General features: G+C 52.0%; 19 protein-coding genes and 1 tRNA gene. 13 read left to right on the top strand and 7 right to left on the bottom strand.

Annotated elements, in window-relative coordinates; genetic code table 11:
- Positions 1-108 precede the first annotated feature (108 nt).
- The 3 genes from ubiE to K355_RS0119520 are packed head-to-tail and all read left to right on the top strand — an operon-like array spanning position 109 to position 2,921.
- Complete coding sequence (gene ubiE / locus K355_RS0119530; protein WP_028791776.1) at positions 109-882, top strand: bifunctional demethylmenaquinone methyltransferase/2-methoxy-6-polyprenyl-1,4-benzoquinol methylase UbiE; 774 nt, start codon at positions 109-111, stop codon at positions 880-882.
- 13 nt (positions 883-895) lie between these two features.
- The gene (gene ubiB / locus K355_RS0119525; protein ID WP_022733849.1) at positions 896-2,458 is read left to right on the top strand and encodes a 2-polyprenylphenol 6-hydroxylase; all 1,563 of its coding nucleotides are present in this window, start codon (positions 896-898) and stop codon (positions 2,456-2,458) included.
- 22 nt (positions 2,459-2,480) lie between these two features.
- A complete protein-coding gene (locus tag K355_RS0119520) occupies positions 2,481-2,921 on the top strand; it encodes a GNAT family N-acetyltransferase (protein ID WP_022733848.1) in 441 nt (146 codons plus the stop codon).
- A 120-nt stretch (positions 2,922-3,041) separates the two neighbouring features.
- On the opposite strand, the gene K355_RS0119515 is transcribed toward K355_RS0119520, so the two are convergent.
- Positions 3,042-4,700 carry a methyl-accepting chemotaxis protein gene (locus K355_RS0119515; RefSeq protein ID WP_022733847.1) on the bottom strand — a complete coding sequence of 553 codons (1,659 nt, stop codon included), beginning with the start codon at positions 4,698-4,700 and terminating at the stop codon, positions 3,042-3,044.
- Between the two features lie 458 nt (positions 4,701-5,158).
- Here K355_RS0119515 and K355_RS0119510 point away from each other — a divergent pair, with 458 nt between their 5' ends.
- From K355_RS0119510 to K355_RS0119495, 4 genes are all read left to right on the top strand, one after another.
- On the top strand, positions 5,159-6,739 hold the full coding sequence (locus tag K355_RS0119510; RefSeq protein ID WP_022733846.1) for a tetratricopeptide repeat protein: 1,581 nt from the start codon (positions 5,159-5,161) through the stop codon (positions 6,737-6,739).
- 183 nt (positions 6,740-6,922) lie between these two features.
- Positions 6,923-7,399, top strand: a complete 477-nt coding sequence (gene gpt / locus K355_RS0119505; RefSeq protein ID WP_022733845.1) for a xanthine phosphoribosyltransferase — start codon at positions 6,923-6,925, stop codon at positions 7,397-7,399.
- Positions 7,400-7,462: 63 nt separating this feature from the next.
- Entirely contained in the window at positions 7,463-8,620 is a 1,158-nt protein-coding gene (locus K355_RS0119500) for a PQQ-dependent sugar dehydrogenase (protein ID WP_022733844.1), read from the top strand.
- A 92-nt stretch (positions 8,621-8,712) separates the two neighbouring features.
- A tRNA-Gly gene (locus K355_RS0119495) sits at positions 8,713-8,786 on the top strand.
- 24 nt (positions 8,787-8,810) lie between these two features.
- Here K355_RS0119495 and K355_RS0119490 read toward each other — a convergent pair.
- The 3 genes from K355_RS0119490 to K355_RS24505 all read right to left on the bottom strand — a co-directional run bounded on the left by K355_RS0119490 (position 8,811) and on the right by K355_RS24505 (position 10,730).
- A complete protein-coding gene (locus K355_RS0119490; protein WP_022733843.1) occupies positions 8,811-9,392 on the bottom strand; it encodes a sigma-70 family RNA polymerase sigma factor in 582 nt (193 codons plus the stop codon).
- A gap of 6 nt (positions 9,393-9,398) precedes the next feature.
- Positions 9,399-9,857, bottom strand: a complete 459-nt coding sequence (locus K355_RS0119485; protein WP_022733842.1) for an ArsI/CadI family heavy metal resistance metalloenzyme — start codon at positions 9,855-9,857, stop codon at positions 9,399-9,401.
- Positions 9,858-10,004: 147 nt separating this feature from the next.
- The gene (locus K355_RS24505; RefSeq protein ID WP_022733841.1) at positions 10,005-10,730 is read right to left on the bottom strand and encodes a thermonuclease family protein; all 726 of its coding nucleotides are present in this window, start codon (positions 10,728-10,730) and stop codon (positions 10,005-10,007) included.
- A 214-nt stretch (positions 10,731-10,944) separates the two neighbouring features.
- Between K355_RS24505 and K355_RS0119475 the strand changes: the two genes are divergently transcribed.
- Together K355_RS0119475 and K355_RS0119470 are read left to right on the top strand one after the other, a co-directional pair.
- Complete coding sequence (locus tag K355_RS0119475) at positions 10,945-12,402, top strand: TrkH family potassium uptake protein (protein ID WP_022733840.1); 1,458 nt, start codon at positions 10,945-10,947, stop codon at positions 12,400-12,402.
- Positions 12,403-12,613: 211 nt separating this feature from the next.
- Positions 12,614-13,621: an aspartate-semialdehyde dehydrogenase gene (locus tag K355_RS0119470; protein ID WP_022733839.1), complete on the top strand. Its 1,008-nt coding sequence runs from the start codon at positions 12,614-12,616 to the stop codon at positions 13,619-13,621.
- Between the two features lie 91 nt (positions 13,622-13,712).
- On the opposite strand, the gene K355_RS0119465 is transcribed toward K355_RS0119470, so the two are convergent.
- Together K355_RS0119465 and K355_RS0119460 are read right to left on the bottom strand one after the other, a co-directional pair.
- Entirely contained in the window at positions 13,713-15,146 is a 1,434-nt protein-coding gene (locus K355_RS0119465) for a sensor domain-containing diguanylate cyclase (protein ID WP_022733838.1), read from the bottom strand.
- A gap of 184 nt (positions 15,147-15,330) precedes the next feature.
- On the bottom strand, positions 15,331-15,564 hold the full coding sequence (locus tag K355_RS0119460; protein WP_022733837.1) for a hypothetical protein: 234 nt from the start codon (positions 15,562-15,564) through the stop codon (positions 15,331-15,333).
- Between the two features lie 151 nt (positions 15,565-15,715).
- Between K355_RS0119460 and K355_RS0119455 the strand changes: the two genes are divergently transcribed.
- From K355_RS0119455 to K355_RS0119440, 4 genes are all read left to right on the top strand, one after another.
- Positions 15,716-17,164, top strand: a complete 1,449-nt coding sequence (locus K355_RS0119455) for a TrkH family potassium uptake protein (RefSeq protein ID WP_022733836.1) — start codon at positions 15,716-15,718, stop codon at positions 17,162-17,164.
- Between the two features lie 212 nt (positions 17,165-17,376).
- Positions 17,377-17,955, top strand: a complete 579-nt coding sequence (locus K355_RS0119450; protein WP_022733835.1) for a TetR/AcrR family transcriptional regulator — start codon at positions 17,377-17,379, stop codon at positions 17,953-17,955.
- Positions 17,956-18,015: 60 nt separating this feature from the next.
- Complete coding sequence (locus tag K355_RS0119445; RefSeq protein ID WP_022733834.1) at positions 18,016-18,303, top strand: YciI family protein; 288 nt, start codon at positions 18,016-18,018, stop codon at positions 18,301-18,303.
- A gap of 3 nt (positions 18,304-18,306) precedes the next feature.
- A complete protein-coding gene (locus tag K355_RS0119440; RefSeq protein ID WP_022733833.1) occupies positions 18,307-18,915 on the top strand; it encodes a DNA-3-methyladenine glycosylase I in 609 nt (202 codons plus the stop codon).
- Between the two features lie 223 nt (positions 18,916-19,138).
- On the opposite strand, the gene K355_RS0119435 is transcribed toward K355_RS0119440, so the two are convergent.
- Entirely contained in the window at positions 19,139-20,611 is a 1,473-nt protein-coding gene (locus K355_RS0119435) for a sensor histidine kinase (RefSeq protein ID WP_022733832.1), read from the bottom strand.
- Positions 20,612-20,640: the final 29 nt, after the last annotated feature.

Raw genomic sequence — 20,640 nt, 5'->3', positions numbered from 1 at the left:
AGCACCCATGCTTTCCATTAGCAGAAAGCACCGTAGTCCAACAGGATATTTACAATTTTACGTGGCTTTGCACTGGCAGGAATGCCTTTGCTGCGCTATTTTCCGCCCATGAGCAAGAATACAGACCCTGCCGCGGGCGAAAACGGCGAAAACACAACCCACTTTGGTTTCCGGGATGTCCCTGAAAACCAGAAGGCATCTATGGTGCGCGAGGTTTTCGACACTGTCGCGTCCAAATATGACTTGATGAACGATCTGATGAGCGGCGGCGTTCACCGGCTGTGGAAAGACTCGTTCATTAACGAGCTAAAGCCGCGCCCGGGCATGAAATTGCTCGACGTTGCCGGTGGGACGGGTGATATCGCGTTTCGGTTCCTCAAAAACGGCGGCGGGGCGGTTACGGTCTGTGATATCAACTATGAAATGTTGCATGTCGGGCGCGACCGTGCGGCGGATCACGGCATCTTGCAAAACATCAACTGGACCGTTGGTGACGCGCAGAAATTGCCGATCCCCGATCAGTCGGTTGATGCCTATACAATTGCCTTTGGCATTCGCAATGTGACCCGTATTACCGAAGCCCTTTCAGAAGCCTACCGGGTGTTACGTCCGGGTGGGAAGTTTCAGTGTCTTGAGTTTTCCAAGGTCGTCGTGCCGGGGTTTGATAAGCTTTATGATACCTATTCGTTCAAGCTTCTGCCGGAAATTGGTCGGATGATTGCGGGCAACCGCGAGGCGTATCAGTATCTTGCCGAAAGCATTCGCCAATTCCCCGATCAAGAAACTTTTGCGTCGATGATCCGTGATGCCGGGTTTGAACGGGTGAAATATCGCAATCTGTCGGGTGGAATTGCTGCAATCCATTCCGGCTGGCGGGTTTGAGGAACAGTAACGAATGATCCGGTTTGTTCGGAACAGTTTTCGCCTGCTTGGCATGGCACGGACCTTGGCGCGCCATGATGCGCTGTTTCCGTTGGCCCTTGTCCCGGGTGGCAAACTACTTGCCTTTTTTGCCCGCCTGACAGCACCCTTTTCACGCCGATCAGATTTGCCGCCGGGACGCCGTCTTGCGCGTGCACTTGAAGAACTTGGTCCGGCCTTTATCAAGCTTGGTCAAACACTTGCCACCAGATCCGATCTGATCGGGGATGATGTGGCTGCTGATTTGTCTTCCTTGCAGGACCGTCTGCCGCCATTTTCAGTAAAAATTGCCAAGCGCATCATCACCGAACAACTGGCCGAACCGTTCGATGTTTTGTTTGATCAGTTTGATGATGAGCCGGTTGCAGCGGCGTCAATTGCGCAGGTGCATTTTGCCACCACGCCCGATGGGCGCGAAGTGGCGGTTAAGGTTCTGCGCCCGGATATCAAGGTGCGCTTTGCCCGTGATCTTGATCTGTTTTACTGGGTTGCAGAGATTGTCGAGCTTACCCAGCCGCGTTTGCGTCGTCTCAAACCGATTGAAACAGTCAAGGCGCTGGAAGACAGCGTCCATCTTGAAATGGATCTGCGTTTTGAAGCGGCGGCTGCCTCGGAATTTCGTGATAATTTCGACAGTGATCCGACCTATTACATTCCCCAGATTGATTGGGAACGGACCGCCGAACATGTCATGACCATGGAGCGGGTCAAAGGGGTTCGGATCGATAATGTCGAAGCCCTTGACCGTATGGGTGTTGATCGTTCGGCCTTGTTGGCAAAGGCTGCAGGTGCCTTTTTCCAGCAAGTATTCCGTGACGGTTTTTTCCATGCCGACATGCATCCGGGCAATTTGTTTGTTGATGAAACCGGACAGGTTAGCGTCGTTGATTTCGGCATTATGGGCCGTGTTGATAAACAAACACGCCTGTATCTGGCCGAGATGCTTTTGGGCTTTTTGACCCGCGATTATCATCGTGTGGCAGAAGTGCATTTTGAAGCTGGCTACGTTCCGCGTAATCAGTCGCTTGAAAACTTCCAGCAGGCCTGCCGTTCGATTGGTGAGCCGATTTTGGGCAAGGAACTGGCCGATATTTCGGTTGGGCGTTTGCTGGGGCAACTGTTTCAGGTCACCGAACAATTTGGCATGGAAACCCAGCCACAGTTGTTGATGTTGCAGAAAACCATGATCGTTGCCGAGGGGCTTTCGCGCATTCTCAGCCCGAATGAGAATATGTGGGAATTGTCCCGGCCATTGATCGAGGAATGGATGCGCGAGAACCTTGGTCCGGAAGCCAAGATCAAGGAAGCGACCCTGCAGGCCGGTTCGATGTTGCGTCGGTTGCCGCGTGTGCTTGAGGCCGCTGAACAGGCGTCTTCGGTCTTTACCGATCAGGGACTTCGCCTGCATCCTGATACGATTGCCGCCATGCGTGGAAAAGCGTCAAATGGTCAGGGCAAAAGCAATGGGTTTTCGCGCCATACCTTAATTCTTTGGGTGGCGATTGCCGCATTGGGTGCGGCAGTTTTCCTAAAATAATATTTAAAACAGGACGTATCTGATGGCTGAGCAAGACAGCATGGTGGAAATCAGCACGGACCGTGTGCGTATTGACCATGCTTATTGCTATCACGTGATCGCCAATTCCTATTGGGGAGGTGGACGCACACGCGGCGAGTTTGATAAATCCGTTGAGATGTCGGTGCCGGTTGGGGCTTATTGCGACGGTAAACAGGTCGGGTTCGCCCGGGTGGTCAGTGATTTGATCGCGATTGCCTATGTCGCGGATGTTTTTGTTGATCCCGATTACCGTCGGCGGGGTATTGCGGCAAAGATGATCGATGCCTTGCATGCGCATTCCGATTTGGCGCGGGTAAAACGCTGGCTTCTGGCGACCCATGATATGCAGCCGTTGTATCGACAGCATGGGTATGAAGACCTTGATGACCTTATGATGATGCGGGTTGATGAGGGGGCTAAAGCCCGAAAACCCCTGCGATAGCAGCGGGGTTCAAGAACGGCTTGGCTGGAATGTCATCAGCCCCAAGAATACGCAGGACACAAAAGAAAACGCCACCACGGACAAGCCGGGCGGCGGTTTCTTTTTAATGCAGATATTTGGTTAGCTTTCGCGAACCTCGGCAAGGAAGTTGCCAACTTCGTCGCGCAGCGTACCCGATTGGGTGTTGAGCTTATCAGAGGCGCCAAGCACCTGATGTGCTGCCTCCCCGGTTTGACGGGCGGCAGCTTGCATCTCGTGGATATGGTTGGTGACTTCCTGCGTGCTTTGAACAGCCTGCTGAACCGAGTTTGAAATCTCGGTGGTTGCCTGACCTTGTTCTTGCACAGCCGCCGCAACTTCGGTTGCGATTTCATTTAAGTTGGAAATGATGCTGGTGATGCCATCAATGGCACCGACAGCGTCCTGTGTTGATCCCTGAATGCCGGAAATCTGTGCCGAGATATCCTCGGTCGCGCGCGCAGTCTGGTTGGCAAGGTTTTTGACCTCGTTCGCGACCACGGCAAAGCCCTTGCCAGCATCACCGGCACGCGCGGCTTCGATCGTCGCATTCAGGGCCAGAAGGTTGGTTTGTTCGGCGATGGCCTGAATGATTTGGACGACTTCACCGACTTTCTGTGCCGAAACATCAAGCCCCTGCACCATTTGGTTCACGCGGTTGGCTTCGGTACTGGCGTTTGCCGTGATGTTGGATGTTTCATTTACCCGTGCGCTGATGTCGCGAATGGACATCGCAAGTTGTTCGGCCGCACTGGCGACAGTTTCAACGCTGTGATTGGCTTGCTCAACCGCAGCAACAACGGCCTGTGATCCGGCTTCGTTTTGTTGAACGGCCGCGACCATGGTTTGGGCAACTTGTTGCATTTCACCCGAAGCACCCGAAACACCGTCAACAACCCCCATGACGGTTTGTTCGAACCGTCCGGCAAGGCCTGCCATGGCGTCCCGACGGTTGGCTTCTGATTTTGCACGTTCTTCTTCGCGCTCATGATCAAGCTGGGCAACGCGTTTGGCATTTTCCTTAAAGATTTCGACCGATGACGCCATCTGACCGATTTCATCGTTGCGGCGACTACCCGGAACATTGATATCAAGGTTGCCGTCGGCAAGGGCCGCCATCGCGCCATTGATCTTCACCATCGGGATCAAAATCTGTTGGCGCAAAACGAACCATGTGACGCCCAGAAGGACAATCAGGATGGCGGTGGCAAGGGCCAGTTGGACAATGACGGCCTGTTTGACCTCGGCATTAACGCGATCAAGGTTCCAGGCCGTGACCAGCATGCCACGATACATGTCAGCGTCGCGACGTTTGGAATATTTTGTGATCGGGGATGCGACGATAACAGCATCGTCAGAAATAAAGCTGATGACTTCCTTATTCTCGATTTTCTCAAGATAAGGTTCGATCAACACAGTCAAGTCATGTTTGGGAAGGGTTTCGGACTGGTAGCTACCGATTGCATCGCCATTGGGATTGATCGCAGACAGTGTTGCCAGCTGTGAACCTTCCTTATCGGTGATCTTGCGAAATTCTTTTTCGACGGATGCCCCATCCATCGCGATAAATCCGGGCTGAACGGCGGTCGACAGCATTTCGGTTTTTTCGACCGATTCATTGTACATGATCTCAATCATAGCATTGCGCTGTGACACGGTCTGAATGGTCATCATTGCGCCAAATCCGACGACCAGCAATGCAACAATAACGAGAATAACTTTACGTCCGACAGATGTGCCGGATCTTTTTAGTTCGGCCATTTAAGGTCTCCCGTCCTTTGAAGCCATTTACACCCAGTTTCCCCAAATACCCGGTCAGCTGTGTCGTTTCCGGTGACGACTGTTCTTGCTGATCGGTTTTGTGGCCAATTGTTGTTCAGGCTTGCACCCACTGAACCAATCGACTTTTTTGTTGCCTGCCGTGGGGCAGGAAGGCGTCACACGTTCTCGTGCAACGGTTGTTCTTAATCAAAAAGCTACTCTAAAGGATCACATTATCGAAACAATAATCGATGGTTTTGGCGATAATTCGGTTTGGGGGAATTCAATTGGATAAATCCACTCAATCAGGCGGTATTTTTTGGTAAAATATACTAGGGTGCTCATATGTACGGGGCTGTCGACTCGGTTTGATGTGAATTGGCGGCACCTTAAGCGAGGCTTGCTTGTGCAAAAGCAATGGGTCCAGATTGGTCATGATCTGGGGCGGGGGAACGTAGATGGCTAAAACCAGTACAACAAAGAAACGGGCGACTAAAAAAACGTCGAAAAGCCCGGCCAGTCGGAAACCGGCACAACCGAAAAAAACAGTATCAGAAGAAACAGCGGTGGTTCAGACCACGCTGTCACCGGTCCCCGATGTTCAGACCGTGCAAAAGGCGGTGCAAGATGGCAAGAAAACTGACCCTGAAACGGCGTTAGTGCAAAAGCGTCGTGTTGTGAATGATCTGTTCCAACGTGGGCTTGCGGCCCATCAGGCTGGTCAAATTGATGATGCCATCCGTCTTTACAGTGCAGCCTTGCGTCAGAACCCCGACCAGCCAGACGTTTGGAATAACCTTGGTGTGGCGCTGCGACGGAGCAAACGGTTTGCAGCGGCCCTGATTGCTTATCGCCGGGCGGCGGACCTGCGCCCGGAAAATGCCGGGCTATGGTCGAATATGGGCAACTGCCTGCGTGAAATGATGCGCTTTGACGAAGCACTCGCCGCCCATAAAAAGGCGATTGAGCTTGATGATACAATCAAGTCGCATACGTTTAATACTGGTCTTGTATATCGTGATTTGAACAAGTTTTCAGAAGCACTTGGCTACTTCAACCGTGCATTGGCGATGGACCCGGAGTATGTCGATGCCAATTGGGACAGTGCGCTCGCACATCTGGCGTTGGGGGATTACGCCAAGGGATGGGCGGGGTATGAAACCCGCCGCCAACTGGCCGACAATCCTATCCGTCCTCTCGACAGTGCGCCAGAATGGGATGGCAAAAGCGATTTGCGAGGTAAGCGGTTGTTACTGCGGGCCGAGCAGGGGTTTGGTGACATGATCCAGTTTGCCCGGTTCATTCCGTTGGTTGCCAAACGGGCGGCGCATATCATTGTCGAGTGCCGTAAGGAACTGATGCCGATCATGCGCACGGTATCAGGGGTTGGAGCCGTGGTTGAAAAGGGGCGTGCGTTACCGGAGTTTGATCTGCATGTGCCGCTGCTGAGCCTGCCACATGTTTTGGGCATTGGCGAAGCCGACCTGAAAAAGATTTCCGCTGATCCGTATCTGTCTCCGCCCAAAGGAAAGCAAGTGCGTTTGGCCCCCCCGACGGGCACGGTGCTTAAGGTCGGGTTGATTTGGGCGGGTAAGCTTAATCCGCGTGACCGTTCCTGCCCGCTTGATACGCTGCTTCCGATCCTGTCGGCCAAAGGTGCCGCGTTTTACAGTTTTCAAGTCGATGATCGCCGCGCGGATATTGAAAAAATCGGCGTCACGGCCTTTGTCACTGACCTTGGCGATCACATCCATGATTTCGGCGACAGTGCTGCCTTGATGCAGGCGATGGACCTGATCATCAGTATCGACAGTGCACCGGCCCACTTGGCGGGCGCAATGGGAATTCCGGTCTGGATGCTGCAACTTTACACAACGGATTGGCGTTGGTTGGTTGATCGCGCTGATAGCCCTTGGTACCCGTCCATGCGCATTTACCGCCAACAAAAGCCCGCAGATTGGTCTACGCCAGTTGAAAAGCTGTCAGCAGATTTTTCCACGTTATTGCAGGCGAGAAAGAATGCCCCCGGCGCAAATTAATTGCGACAATGCATGTTTGTTGGCCTTGTGCCGGATGAAGCAAACAGCGAAAACTTGCCATAGACGCAGACTAGGCGTAGGTAAGCGCCTTAATTTTGTAGATAGCAGACCTTAATGGTGTGTCATCGATTACGATCTGAATAAACCCGTTTTGGCCAACAGATCTGGCGCAGGAGAATTCTTGTGAGCGAAGCTTATAACAAAGGTTTCCCGGTTTCCTGGGAACAGATGCATAGAGACGCACGTGCCTTGGCGTGGCGTCTTTTGGAACAGGGCCCGTACAAGGGCATTATTGCGATTACTCGTGGTGGTCTGGTGCCCGCTGCAATCATTGCACGCGAACTTGATATTCGCTTGATTGATACCGTTTGTATTCGCAGTTACTCTGACAAGAGCCGCGGTGATCTGGAATGGCTTAAGGGCATCGACGGTGACGGTACCGATATGCTGATCATTGATGATCTTGTCGATACCGGCAAAACCGCCAAAGCTGTTCGCGAAAAACTGCCCAAAGCGCATTTCGCAACTGTTTATGCCAAGCCGCTTGGCCGTGAAGTCGTCGACAGCTTTGTGACGGAAGTATCCCAGGATACGTGGATTTACTTCCCGTGGGATATGGAATTGTCGGTTAACGCCCCGATTTCCGAACGCGCCCGCTAATCGGCTTTTGAAAGGTATCCGTATTACCTTGTAGCTGGTTGGCCCAGACAAGGAGAATACAGGATGCGCACAGAATTACGCCCGGTCTTCCATCGTCATGCCCGTCTTGCGGCCCGGTGGGCCGGGCGTTTGTGTTTTGGCGTTCTGGTCTTCGGTATCGCGGGACTTACAACCATCGGATCATCCGCACAGCAGGTATCGGAACGGGTTACCCGGACACAGTCACTTTTGTCCGGTGAGGCCGGATATCGATTGTCGGTGTTTGCCGAAGTACGTAACGCGCGCACAATGGCCGTGGCACCGGAACTGGGGGGTGTTTTTGTCGGCACCCGTGGTTCCAACCTGTATTTCGTGCGCGATGCAGATGAGGATGGGATTGGTGAAGAGGTCAATCTGATTGCGGATGATTTCAAACAGGCCAACGGCATTGCCTATCGGCCAGGTACCCTGTTTGTAGCCGATCAGCACCGGATTGTGTCTTATGACCTCAGTGGGTTTGATGGCACAAAGCTTAGTCGTCCGCGTCTTTTATTTACCAATCTTCCGGATAAAAGCCATCACGGTTGGCGTTATGCCGCACTGTCACCTGATGGGGATCGTTTGTTTGTTGCAGTTGGCGCGCCGTGTAATATCTGCAAGGTCAGTGGCCTTGAAGGCACAATTATTTCCATTCCGGTGAATGGTGGTGCACCGCAAGTTTATGCAAGCGGCATTCGAAATTCGGTTGGTTTGACGTTCCATCCCGATACAGGTGACCTTTGGTTCACCGATAATGGTGGGGATCGGCTAGGGGACGACATCCCGCGAGAAGAGCTTAATCATGCTACAGGGCCAGGGGAGTTCTTTGGATATCCATGGTATGCGGGCAGTGACACAAGAAGCCCGCAATTTGACGATGAGGCGGTGCCGCACGAGGTTACCTTCCCGGCATTTACCTTTAACGCCCATAACGCGCCACTTGGTTTTGCGTTTGACGATGGAGATGCGCTTGTGGCGCTGCATGGTTCGTGGAACCGGACCATTCCAGATGGGTATAAGGTCGTTCGGGTTGAGTTTCGCAATGGCAAACCAAGCGTCGAGAATCCGTTCTTAAGTGGGTTCTTACGCAGCAACGGTGAAGTTGTCGGCCGTCCGGTGGATGTGAAGCATTATGTGGATGGATCGATCCTGATCTCGGACGATCATACAGGTGCGATCTGGCGAATGATGCCTGAAGGGTAATCATGGCGCCAAGCCCCGTAAATTAATTGATTGGGCGGGGGGCGATGTTCTTGCATCGCCCGACAAAGACGGCTATAAAACGCCCCGCTCAAGCGGGTGTAGTTCAATGGTAGAACGGCAGCTTCCCAAGCTGCATACGAGGGTTCGATTCCCTTCACCCGCTCCAAGCTTTCCACCGTCACTTTCTGTATTAGTTTGTCGCGCAGGTCGTATTGCTTTGGCATGTGTTGCCACAGCCATCTGACGTGCCATCGGGACAGCATGCTATCAGACGGTTTCGCAAACGTTTGCGGGCACGTTGAACGCGTGACTTAACCGTAGGCAATCTGATTGCATGACGTGCGGAAAACTCTGTTTGACGGGTTCGTTTCAGGTCAATCTCGGTCAGAATATTTTGGTCGTCATCGTCCATGCCCGAAATAATATCTGACAGGCATGCGCTTAGATCGGCTTCATCAGGCTGTGTATCGACCGGGATCATTTCAGCGTGTCCATACCATGTTGGATCACTTTGAAGATTGTTGGTTGTGGAGCGTTTGCGACTTTGTCGGCGATAAAAATCAACGATTTTACTGCGCGCGACAGCGTAGACCCAAGCTGACGGATTACTTGCAGTACTAAGCGTTGACTGGGTGCGGATGATCGCTTCTAGGATGTCGGAAACGACATCCTCTACCTCATTGACAGGGACACGGGTTTGGACAAACCGGTGCAGGCCCTTTTGAAGGGCCTGCCAGTCAGCGGAACTATGGTGTGAGGATGCGAATTTCATTGGTCTTTACGCACAACATACCTGATTGGGGTTTGACGCCTTCTTTGGTTGTTGGTCACAACAACCGACCATCGACGAATTTGTATTCTGTGTTCCGTCTTTGGGATCATCATCAAGGATACGATACCATTCCCATGACAGTCCGTCTGGTTCCGTCGTCCAGAACTTGTCTTGTTTGGCGTGGCAACACCCGGTTTGAGTAACCTCACTTGTTGCAAGATCACTGTTGGTGAGACGCGTTGCGGTTTGAGAAAATTCGTCGACAGTTTCGCATTCAACCCCAATGTGGTTGAGGTTCTCTGGTGCGTTGGCGTTTTCAAACAAAACAAGTTTTAGCGGCGGATGAGTAATTTCAAAATTAGCATAGCCGTCACGTTGTTTGTGGACCGAGGTTGCGAACATATCGCTATAAAACGCAATTGCGCGATCAAGGTTTTGAACGTTCAGGGCAAGTTGCAGGCGCATTGTGTGTCTCCTGTGACATCGATGTAATATCTAGGAAGACGCAAGCCCCAGCAGAAGGATGCAGAGGGATTCAAATTTCCGGAAAAATTTGAAAGAGTACACTTGAAGACTGTGCACTGGTATTGGCCCGTCAGGACAAGATGCGGCTTATGGTGCAGGTGCCAGATAGACGAGGTTTTTGTCGCGCGCTTCTTCATCGCTGCAAATCTTGATGCTGTCTTCTTTGGCGGTGCTATCGGCGAAACGGGGATCAAGGGGCCCGATATAATTGTTTGCCCCCTCAGTCCGATAAAGGCAGTGGCCATTTTCACCATCAAGGCGTTTGCCGTCCCGCCAGTCTATCGGGGCGATCATATCGTCGCCATGGAGGCCGATTTTGGCATTGTCGGCTTCGGTCGATAGGCTGTCATAGCGGTGTGAATAGCCCGGTATTGGCAAGGCTTCGCCGTCGGTAATCATGGCCGCAGCCACGTCCCGTTCGCCAATGCCACATTCAACAATCGGGAAGTCGCCTTCTTTTTCTGAACGTTCCGGGTCACCGGGCCAGCATTGGACGGTGAAGGGGGCCATGGCGAAATATTTGCGCAATTGCATGGCCGATGACATACCACAATCCTGGAAGGTGCCATTATGACGGCACTGTTGGCCGAGTTCAGGAGCATCCATTCCTGCGATGTCGACAACCTTGCCATTGATCATGATCGTATCGCCATCAATCACCTGTATGTCCCGGCCTTCGGCCTTTAGTGCCATCTCGCCGGTCTTTGCAATTTTGTCCCCGGCAGCGTTAACCGGTTTATCCTGCAGGTAAACTGCAAGTGCAAATAATGCGGGTACGGCAATCAAGACAATCAGGTGGGAAAAGCGTTTCAAGCAAACCTCGGTATGTTGGCAGTTGGGTCAGACCCCAAGTATCGCAAGGATGGCACATCAGACAGACCAACAGAACATCTAAAAACAACGGCGAAATAATGACCTTGATGGACTGAGGGGATGTCATTCCGTCAGGGCTTATCCAATAACCGGATGCATTTACGGACGTTTGGCGCTACAAGCGGATTTTGGTCCAGCTGTCAGGGAAGCGGCTTTGTTTCGTCTGCAACCTATCTTTTTCGTCGTCGGGGTCATGGTCATTATCATCGGTGTTTCGATGCTGGTGCCGGCGGCCGTGGATTTGTATTACGGAAATCCCGACTGGAGAATTTTTGCGCAAGCCTCGATGACCACCATCGGCTTGGGCGGAATGGCGTGCCTTGCCTGTCGATCCGATATCGGGCCACGCGTGACATCACGCCAGGGCTATGTCCTGACTGTCGTGTCATGGATTGCGGTCAGCCTGACCGGGGCATTGCCACTGTGGTATTCATCGCTTGATATCAGCTTTTGTGACGCGGTGTTTGAAACGGTTTCCGGTCTGACAACAACCGGATCGACGGTTCTGTCTGGCCTTGATCAAATGCCGCCGGGTTTGCTGGTGTGGCGTTCGATCATGCAATGGCTTGGCGGGATCGGGATCATTGTTACCGCATTAGCGCTTTTGCCGATGATGCGTGTTGGCGGGATGCAGCTTTTCCAGATGGAAAGTTCGGACCGTTCAGAAAAACTCAGCCCGCGCATACGCGACATGTGCATGCAGATTGTGCTGATTTATGTCTCGTTGAGCGTCATCTGCATGTTGCTTTACCGGTTCTTTGGCATGACATGGTTCGATGCCATCAACCACGGCATGACGACCCTTGCGACGGGGGGCTATTCGACGTCGGATATGTCTTTTGCAAAGTTCGATTCCAACCTGGCCCTGCATTGGGTCGGGGTTGTTTTCATGTGTGCGGGGGCCTTGCCCTTTACCGCCTATGCGGTTTTGATCCGTAAACGCAAAATAGGCGCAATCATTGGCAATCAGCAGATTAAGCTGTTCGGCCTGATCATCACGGTTTTTACCCTGCTTTTGACGTTCCGACTGGCGCAGATTTCAGATGACAGCATTTTCCGGTCACTGACCATGGCGGCCTTTAACCTTGTGTCGGTGATTACAACGACGGGGTTTGCGTCGGGTGATTATCTGTTGTGGGGGCCGGCAGCGGTGATGCTGTTTTTCTTTGCAACTTTTATTGGCGGGTGTTCGGGGTCGACAGCGGGCGGGTTCAAGATGTTCCGTCTGTATGTGATTTTCACCGGGCTTCAGGCGCATTTCATGCGGTTGCGCAGCCCGTCAGCAGTCGTGGTCAGTCGTATTGATCGCCACGAGATCACCTCGGATATTTTCAATGCCGTGACGGTCTATGTCTGTCTTTTGGCGTTGAGCTATATGGTGGTAACGGTCGCACTTGGGTTAACCGGACTTGATCTGATCACGTCGATGAGTGCGGCGGCAACAGCACTTGCCAACGTTGGCCCGGGACTTGGCAATATTATCGGACCGGCTGGTAACTTCCAGGCACTGCCCGATTCGGCTAAATGGATTCTTGATGTTGCGATGATCCTTGGTCGGCTGGAATTTGAAACCCTGCTGGTGCTCTTGATGCCGTCCTTCTGGCGCGACTAGGTTTTAACCGGCGGTTTTCGCCGTCTGACCTTAAATATGTCGTGGAACAATCCGATCAGCATCACGTTCTATACCAGACATCCCCGCAGCATATGTGCGATGCGGCAAGGTAGATTTGCCTTCGCTTGATAAATCCCTATAATGCGCGGCCCGCGATGGATCGCGGTGGTCGAATATGACAGCAATTTTTATACGAGGTTAGACAATTATTATGAGTGCCGAAAATCTCCATGTCGGTGTAATCGGCGCAACCGGTGCGGTTGGCGTCGAGCTGATCAACGTTATGTTTGATCGTAACTTCCCTGTAGGTGAACTCACCCTGTTCGCGTCCGAGCGTTCCGCAGGCAAGACCGTGGAGACTAAGTTCGGCACTAAAACCGTCGCGCTGTTTTCTGTCGAAGAAGCCAAACAGTGTGACATTGTCTTCCTCGCTGTGTCGGGTGATTTTGCCAAGGAATATGGGCCGAAGATTGCCGAAGGTGCGTTGGTAATTGATAACTCCTCGGCATTCCGTTTGAATGACGATGTTCCGCTGATCGTGCCTGAAATCAATGGCCATCTGGCCAAAACCGCAAAGCTGATTGCGAACCCAAATTGCACCACGGCGATTGCTGCCGTGGCGCTTTGGCCGCTGCATCAGGCGTTTGGCTTGAAGAAAGTCATCGTTTCAACCTATCAGGCCGCTTCGGGGTCCGGGCAACCGGGTATGAACGAGCTGCGTGAAGGGCTTGCTGCCGGTTTGGCAGGTAAGCCGATCCCCGCTGAGGTGTTTTCTTCGCCGCTGGCGTTCAACGTCATTCCGCACATCGATACCTTCCAGGAAAATGGCTACACCCGTGAAGAAATGAAGGTAACCTGGGAAACCCGGAAAATCTTTGGCACACCTGATCTGCCGATTTCATGCACGGCGGTGCGTATCCCGACCGAGCGTACCCATTCCGAGTCCATCGTGATTGAAACCGAAAAGGTTGTCACCCCGGATGCGGCGCGTGAAGTGCTGGCGAAAGCCAAGGGTGTGAAGCTTGTTGATGATCCGGCCAACAACAAATACCCGATGCCGTTGACCGCGACAGAACAGTATGACGTCGAGGTGGGTCGTATCCGTACGAACCTGATCTTTGGCGATCATGGTCTGGAACTTTTTGTTGCCGGTGATCAGTTGCTCAAAGGTGCGGCTTTGAACGCAGTTCAGATCGCAGAAGCATCGATCGCGGACTAAGCCAACTGGTTTGGACGAGAATGCAAAACGGCCCCGAAATATCGGGGCCGTTTTTTTGTATCGATTTCGATAATCGGGCGGACCGGTCAAATCATGCCAGTGAAATATGATCCGGGCCAGTCGCCTTGGCCGTGTAAAGCGCATTGTCGACCCGCATCATCAAGGTATCGATGTCTTCGCCGTCACGATATTCGGTGACACCGGCACTGATGGTTATGGTGATTTCTTCACGACCAAACCGTATGGGTGAATTGCGGACGTGATCGGCCAGATCGCGTGCCTTAGTCAGCGCGTCCTGTCGATCCATCTCCGGGAACAAAATAACAAACTCGTCACCACCCCAGCGACAAACAATATCAGACTCCCGCACGGCGGTCCGGATATTGGTCAGGACCTCACGCAGGACCGCATCCCCGCCCGGATGGCCATAAGCATCATTGATGCCCTTGAAGTCATCAAGATCGAAAGTCATCACCGACAGCGGTTTTGTCTGGCGTTTGCAGTTTTTCCGGGTGGTGTCAAAAAGCATGTCAAACACTTGCCGGTTATAACTGCCTGTCAGTTTGTCGCGTGATGCCAGTTCTTCGAGGCGGTTCTGATAATTTCGAATTGTCAGATAGGCGGCGAGTCCGACGATAACTGTAATTAGAAGTGAAATGGCAATATTGATCAGCAGCGTGTTCTGGATACGCTCATTCGCGACAAAATCGGTTTGTTCAACGATCAGAAGCCAGCCAAATTCAGGGACCAGGCGGCTGTTGACAAAGTAAGTTGCGCCGTCTTCCTCATATGAAATCGACGACCCGGGTGCGGTCAAGATTTGGGTCGCGTGATAGCGCATGCCGCGACGTTCATGGAGTGAATTCGCAGTTCCAAAACCACTTCCGTTAAGGGTCACTTTGCCTTCGCGGTCGACGAAATAGATCGTGCGACCATATCGCTTTTGATAGGTTTCAATCAGGTTTGTGACCGCTGTCAGCGACAATCCGACGCCAGTGACGCCGATGACATTCCCATCGTAATCACGTACCTGATAGTTGACGAAAATGGTCAAGCGGGACCGGTCGACGGTATCGCTGTCGATATTGACTTCATAGGGTTTGATGTCGTCGCGCGCCTGAAAATACCAAACGTCAGCTGGGTCTTCTTCACTGATTTTTTTGATGACCCCGCTCGGGTGGTAATAATTGCGGGTTTTTTCGGAGATGAAATACGACGTAATCGTATCGTAGCGGTTTTGGATTTCACCCAGATACTTGATGATCTTATCGCTATCCTGTTCACCAGCCAACGCCCAGTCGCGGACAAATGTGTCATGCGCCATCAGCGATGAAATGAAAATCGGCTGCAGAAGATCGCGCTGTATTTCGGAATAAATGTTGTCGCTGGTAAGGGGCAATGTGGTTTCGGAAATCTGTTCTTCAACAGATTCTCGCGCAACATGGAAACTGACAAAACTTGTCGTCAGAAAACCGGTCGCCAGCAGGAGACACAGGACAATTGCGAAGTATAATTTCTTTCCCAAAATGGAAAGCCCCCAAAGAAAGCAATGGCTTGTGCCGCCGTTAATTTGTTCTCTGCGGCAAATTTGACGTTTGTAATGTAGGGCAAATTAAACACGATTGCATCGTCCGAATTTGTTTGGCTTCTCGATTGTCGTTGGGGTGGAACATGGGGATGCGAAAAACTACCCAGTCAGTCAATTGGGCTCAGATCCTCTTGATTTTAAATGATATGCGTCTAATGCGATCAGTATCGGAAAATAATGGCTTTGCTGTCATGATGCGGACAATAGTCTTCGCCTGCCGGATGCCTGATCGGGCAATCGTCAGTACAACGGTGATCAGACGTGAAGCCAAACCAGAAACGGCTGTTTTCCACGCATGGTCGTGCTGCCAGACCCAAAAGACATGACTGAAAAGGTCTGGACTTTCTTCCCGCATGTGCCAAGAATTCCGCAGCATGTGACGAAGAGGGTACATCACAGCCGCAATTTCGGGTATGCAGTGCTCTGGCAAGATACAACAGCAAAGACATCAGGCTGTCCTGCCCATGCGGTAGAACAGCGCGGTAAACATGCCAAGAGGCGTTTCATTGATCGATTTCCGTCCCATTCTTTTCATCATCGGCATTCTGCTTTGTACGCTGGCAGTGGGCATGTTCGTTCCGGCACTGGTTGACCTTTATTATGGTCAGTCGGACTGGCTCGTGTTTTCGGCAGCATCCTTTGTATCGCTGTTTGTGGGCGGCGCGCTGATCATGATGAACCGGATGGAGAACCTTAAAATCAACTCGCGTCAGGCCTTTATCCTGACGACGTTAAGTTGGCTGGTTCTCACGGCGGCATCGGCCTTGCCGTTTGCCTTTTCTGATCTTGATATGTCCTACACCGATGCATTTTTTGAAGCGATGTCAGGCATTTCAACCACGGGATCGACGGTGATTGTCGGTCTTGATACTGCCCCGCAGGGGATTTTATTGTGGCGTGCGCTTTTGCAATGGCTTGGCGGGATCGGGATCATTGTGATGGCGATTGCCGTTATGCCGATGCTGCGTGTTGGTGGTATGCAGCTTTTCCGCATGGAAAACTCCGACAAATCCGATAAGGCCTTTCCGCGTGCAACCCAGATTGCCATGGGTATTGCGGTTCTATACCTTAGCTTTACCGCGCTTTGGGCCATCATGCTTTGGTGGGCGGGGATGTCGCAATTTGATGCGATTGCCCATGCGATGACGACGATTGCCACTGGCGGGTTTTCGACCAAGGATGCATCGGTTGGGCATTTCGATAGTGCCGCGATTGATGTCATCATCACCCTTGGCATGGCGACGGGGGCGTTGCCATTCATTTTGTATCTTCAGATGTTGCGCGGCCGCGGCAGAGCGCTGTTTCGTGATAGTCAGGTACGCTGGTTCATCACCATCGCGTCTTCGATCATTCTCGGTCTAGCCTTTTGGCATTCGGAAACCAATGCCGTGCCATTCCTGACCGCGTTGCGCTATACGTCGTTCAACATTGTGTCAGTCATGACCGGAACGGGCTATGCGACGACCGATTACGGACTTTGGGGCCCGTTTGCTGTCACGGTATTTTTCTTTGTGATGTTTATCGGTGGCTGTGCCGGATCGACCACATGCGGGGTGAAGATTTTCCGCCTGCAGGTTTTGTATGAAATCGCAAAAATTCAGCTGTCACACATGCTACGTCCGCATGGCGTTTTCATTGCCTATTATAACCGTAAACCGCTGTCCGAAGACGTTACTGAATCTGTCCTGAGCTTCTTCTTTCTGTTTGTTTTCTGCTTTATCGTGTTGGCAGCGGGCCTTGGTGCAATGGGGCTTGATTTCATCACGGCTGTTTCCAGTGCCGGGACCGCGATTGCCAATGTGGGGCCGGGGCTTGGTCCGATTGTTGGGCCGTCAGGAAACTTCGCGACATTGCCCGATGGTGCGAAATGGTTGATGTCGATCGGGATGCTGATCGGGCGATTGGAAGTCTTTACCGTTCTCGTGCTGCTGTTCCCGGCTTTCTGGCGGGATTAGGACCGTTTCAGCTTAAAATATCATGTCTTTATTAATCAAAAGCCTCGTCAGATAGTTTACCTGACGAGGCTTTCATTATGTGGAATTGACAAATTAGGACATTTGACCTAATTTTGCGTTTAGGGCGATTGTCCTAGGCGGGTAATGCTGGTGACTGTGAGTTAAGGGCATCAGGCACTCATTGCAGGTATGAGTTGGTTAGGAATTTTCGAATGGCTATCGCGACCCGGGACCGGATCATCGAAACAGCGGATATTCTGTTTTATCAACAGGGGTTTGAGGCGACTTCGTTTGCCGATATTGCATTGGCTGTCGGTATCTCGCGGGGAAATTTTTACCACCATTTCAAAACCAAGGACGACATCCTTGATGGCGTTATCAACCATCGTTTGGCCAATACCGAACAGATGCTTGATCGTTGGGAGATTGAGGGTGGTGACCCGGCGGACCGCATCCGTAGTTTCATCCACATCCTGATCGTCAACGGCGAGAAAATCCGAAAATTCGGGTGTCCGGTTGGAACGCTGTCATCAGAGCTGGCGAAACTGAACCATGCTGCACAAAGCGATGCCGCATCGCTCTTTACCCTGTTTCGAAGCTGGCTCAGTCGGCAATTCGAGCGGCTGGGATTTGCTGGAAGGTCAGATTTTCTTGCGATGCACATTCTTGGTCGCAGTCAGGGTGTGGCAACCCTCGCCAATGCCTTTAACGATGATGCCTTCTTGCGCAGCGAAGTGGAGCTGATGTGTCTCTGGCTTGATGAACAGATAGCGTCGATTGGAAAGTACTGACCTAACTGTACACCACACCCTCATTCCGTTGATATTAATGATTAAAACAGGGAGAAAACCATGTTCACTGTCTTTTTGAGGTTTGCGGAGCACCGTGCAAGGGCGCCCGAATTCATGGATGGGCATAAGGCCTGGATCAAGCAGGGGTTTGATGACGGGGTGTTTCTTATGGTGGGAAGTTTGCAGCCCAATATGGGCGGTGCGATCCTTGCACATGCTATAGCGCGCGATGCGCTTGAAGCCCGCGTCAAGAATGATCCGTTTGTTGTTGAAGGGATTGTAACGGCGGAAATTCTTGAGATCACACCGGCGCGGGCAGATGAACGCCTTAACTTTCTGATGGGGTGAGTCATGAGCAAAACAACAATCGGTGCGGACGGAAAGTGCCGTTGTGCATGGTGCGATTCTGCGCCGGAATTCAACGCTTATCACGACACGGAATGGGGCTTTCCGGTAACCGATGACCGGCGGCTGTTTGAGAAAATCTGTCTGGAAGGATTTCAGTCGGGATTAAGCTGGCGCACGATCCTGACCAAACGTGAGAACTTTCGCGCGGCGTTTGAGGGTTTTGATTTTCACAAGCTTGCAGCGTTTGATGACAAAGATGTCGAACGATTGTTGCAAGATGCAGGTATCATTCGACATCGCGGCAAGATCGAAGCGGCCATCAATAATGCCAAACGCGCCTGTGAAATGATCGAACGCGAAGGATCACTGGCAGCCTATTTCTGGCGATTTGAACCAGACGCTGATGAGGTTGCCATTCCACAAACGATGTCGACGTCCCCAACATCCATTGCCTTGTCCAAGGATTTAAAAAAGCGCGGATGGAAATTTGTTGGTCCAACCACCGTCTTTGCCTTCATGCAAGCCATGGGACTGATCAATGATCATGCGGATGGGTGTTTTTTACGACCCGTAATCGACGATATTCGACGTTCGTTTGTGCGTCCGGTCTGATGGCGTGCGGGGATGATTTCGTTGGGTGGTATGGCTGAGGGAAAGTAAGTCAGGCGATACCGGACCTCGGGTCAGGAGCGGATCGGGGATCGGGATTTTGGCCCGGCATCGCCTTAAAACCAAGGTGCCAAATCAGTCACAAAAGGTAAAATCGAATATTATTTAAATTATGATAGTTTAAAGCTATTAATCCTGTGTGGTACGATTGGCTGCACCACAAAAATCAGGAAGAAACCGGCAGTTTCACACAGAATATCGCGCCATCTGGTCCTGTTGCCGCAAGACGAAGATCGCCGTTGTGAACAGCGATCAATTCCCGTGCGATGGCAAGACCAAGTCCAGTGCCCCCTTGGCGACCGCTGGCTGCAAACGGGATGAACAGGTTCTTGATCGCCTTCTCGGCCAATCCAGGTCCGTTATCAGAGATCAAAACCTCAATGAAATGGCCGTCTTGGATGGATTGACTGTTACCGTGTACCTTTTGGACCGACACCCATACAGTGTTGGCTCCAGCTTCTAGCGGGTTGCGCATCAGATTGCTAAAGGCGCGAAACAGCATGTCATAATCTGCTTCAAGCATGACATCATTGGGCAGATCAATTTCGATCTGTGCCGTGCACGGCAGCGACAGTTTCGTTTCACTCTCGGCTGCGCCGTCCAAAAGTGGGTCGGATTTTTGCAGCAAAATCTGATCGCGGATTTCTTCGATCAGTTCGACAAGTGTGAATTTCACCAAATCACGCGGTGGCGGAGTTTCACGCGCAAAGGACAATGTCTGTTCGCTGATGTAGACCGCCCTTTCCATCGATGACAACAAGCGTGGCACAACCGCGCGGACTTCGTCATCCTGACTTTTGGCGAGCTGTTCGGTCATCAACATGGATGTGGCCAATGCGTTACGCAGATCATGGCTGATCTTTGTGGCCGCCGTGCCGAGTGCTGCGAGTCTTCTTCGTTGATTAAGCATGGCTTGCAGGTCTTGCTGCATACTTGCCAGTTCCTGACGGGCGACACCGATTTCGTCATCCCGATGACCCGGATCGATAACAGCATTTTTGTCCTGCGGCGTTTCACGAAAACGGATCATGTCGCGGGTTAATGTTCGCATTGGCAGGACCATCATGCGATTAAGCGCAAAATAAACCAGCCCGGCGGTAAAGAACGAAATCATCAAAGACAATCCCATGACCCGCCAGCCAAAATCGCGCATTGCCTCAGTCAGGGTTTTCTCATGAACCAGGATCTCGATTTCGAAAGTCGGGGCCATGGACGGCATGCCGATAACACGCAGCATCCGGTTACCGGTTTGGGTCAGGGTGGAAAACCCTTCGAGCAAGGCCATCGGAATGGAAAAGCTGGTCAAATCGACATCCTTGTCGATCTTTGCGGGCATGTCGTCACGCTGCAGCAGCAATTTACGATCTTCGCGCCGCAGGATGACGGCTTCGATCCCGGCATTGGACAGCAGTTCTTTTTCCAGATCATCGGGGATCATTTGATCGGGGGTTGCCTCCAGCGCAAGGGCGGCCAGATACGCGGAATCAAGATGGGCTTCTAGCCAGTCGATGCGAAAACGTGCAACCGACGGGGCAAAAACGAAGACTTCTGCGAGCATCACAAAACTGACCGTCAGCACGAGCAAGCGTGCCGACAGCGATTTGGCCCATGGGGGCAGTTTAAGATGCGGTCTTTCCATAGGGAATGTTAGCCAGAGACGATCAAAAA

It is taken from the genome of Thalassospira lucentensis MCCC 1A00383 = DSM 14000, assembly GCF_000421265.1.
Classification (GTDB): domain Bacteria; phylum Pseudomonadota; class Alphaproteobacteria; order Rhodospirillales; family Thalassospiraceae; genus Thalassospira; species Thalassospira lucentensis.
The sequence above is the reverse complement of the archived record's forward strand: the minus strand, read 5'-3'. Positions and strand labels throughout refer to the sequence as shown.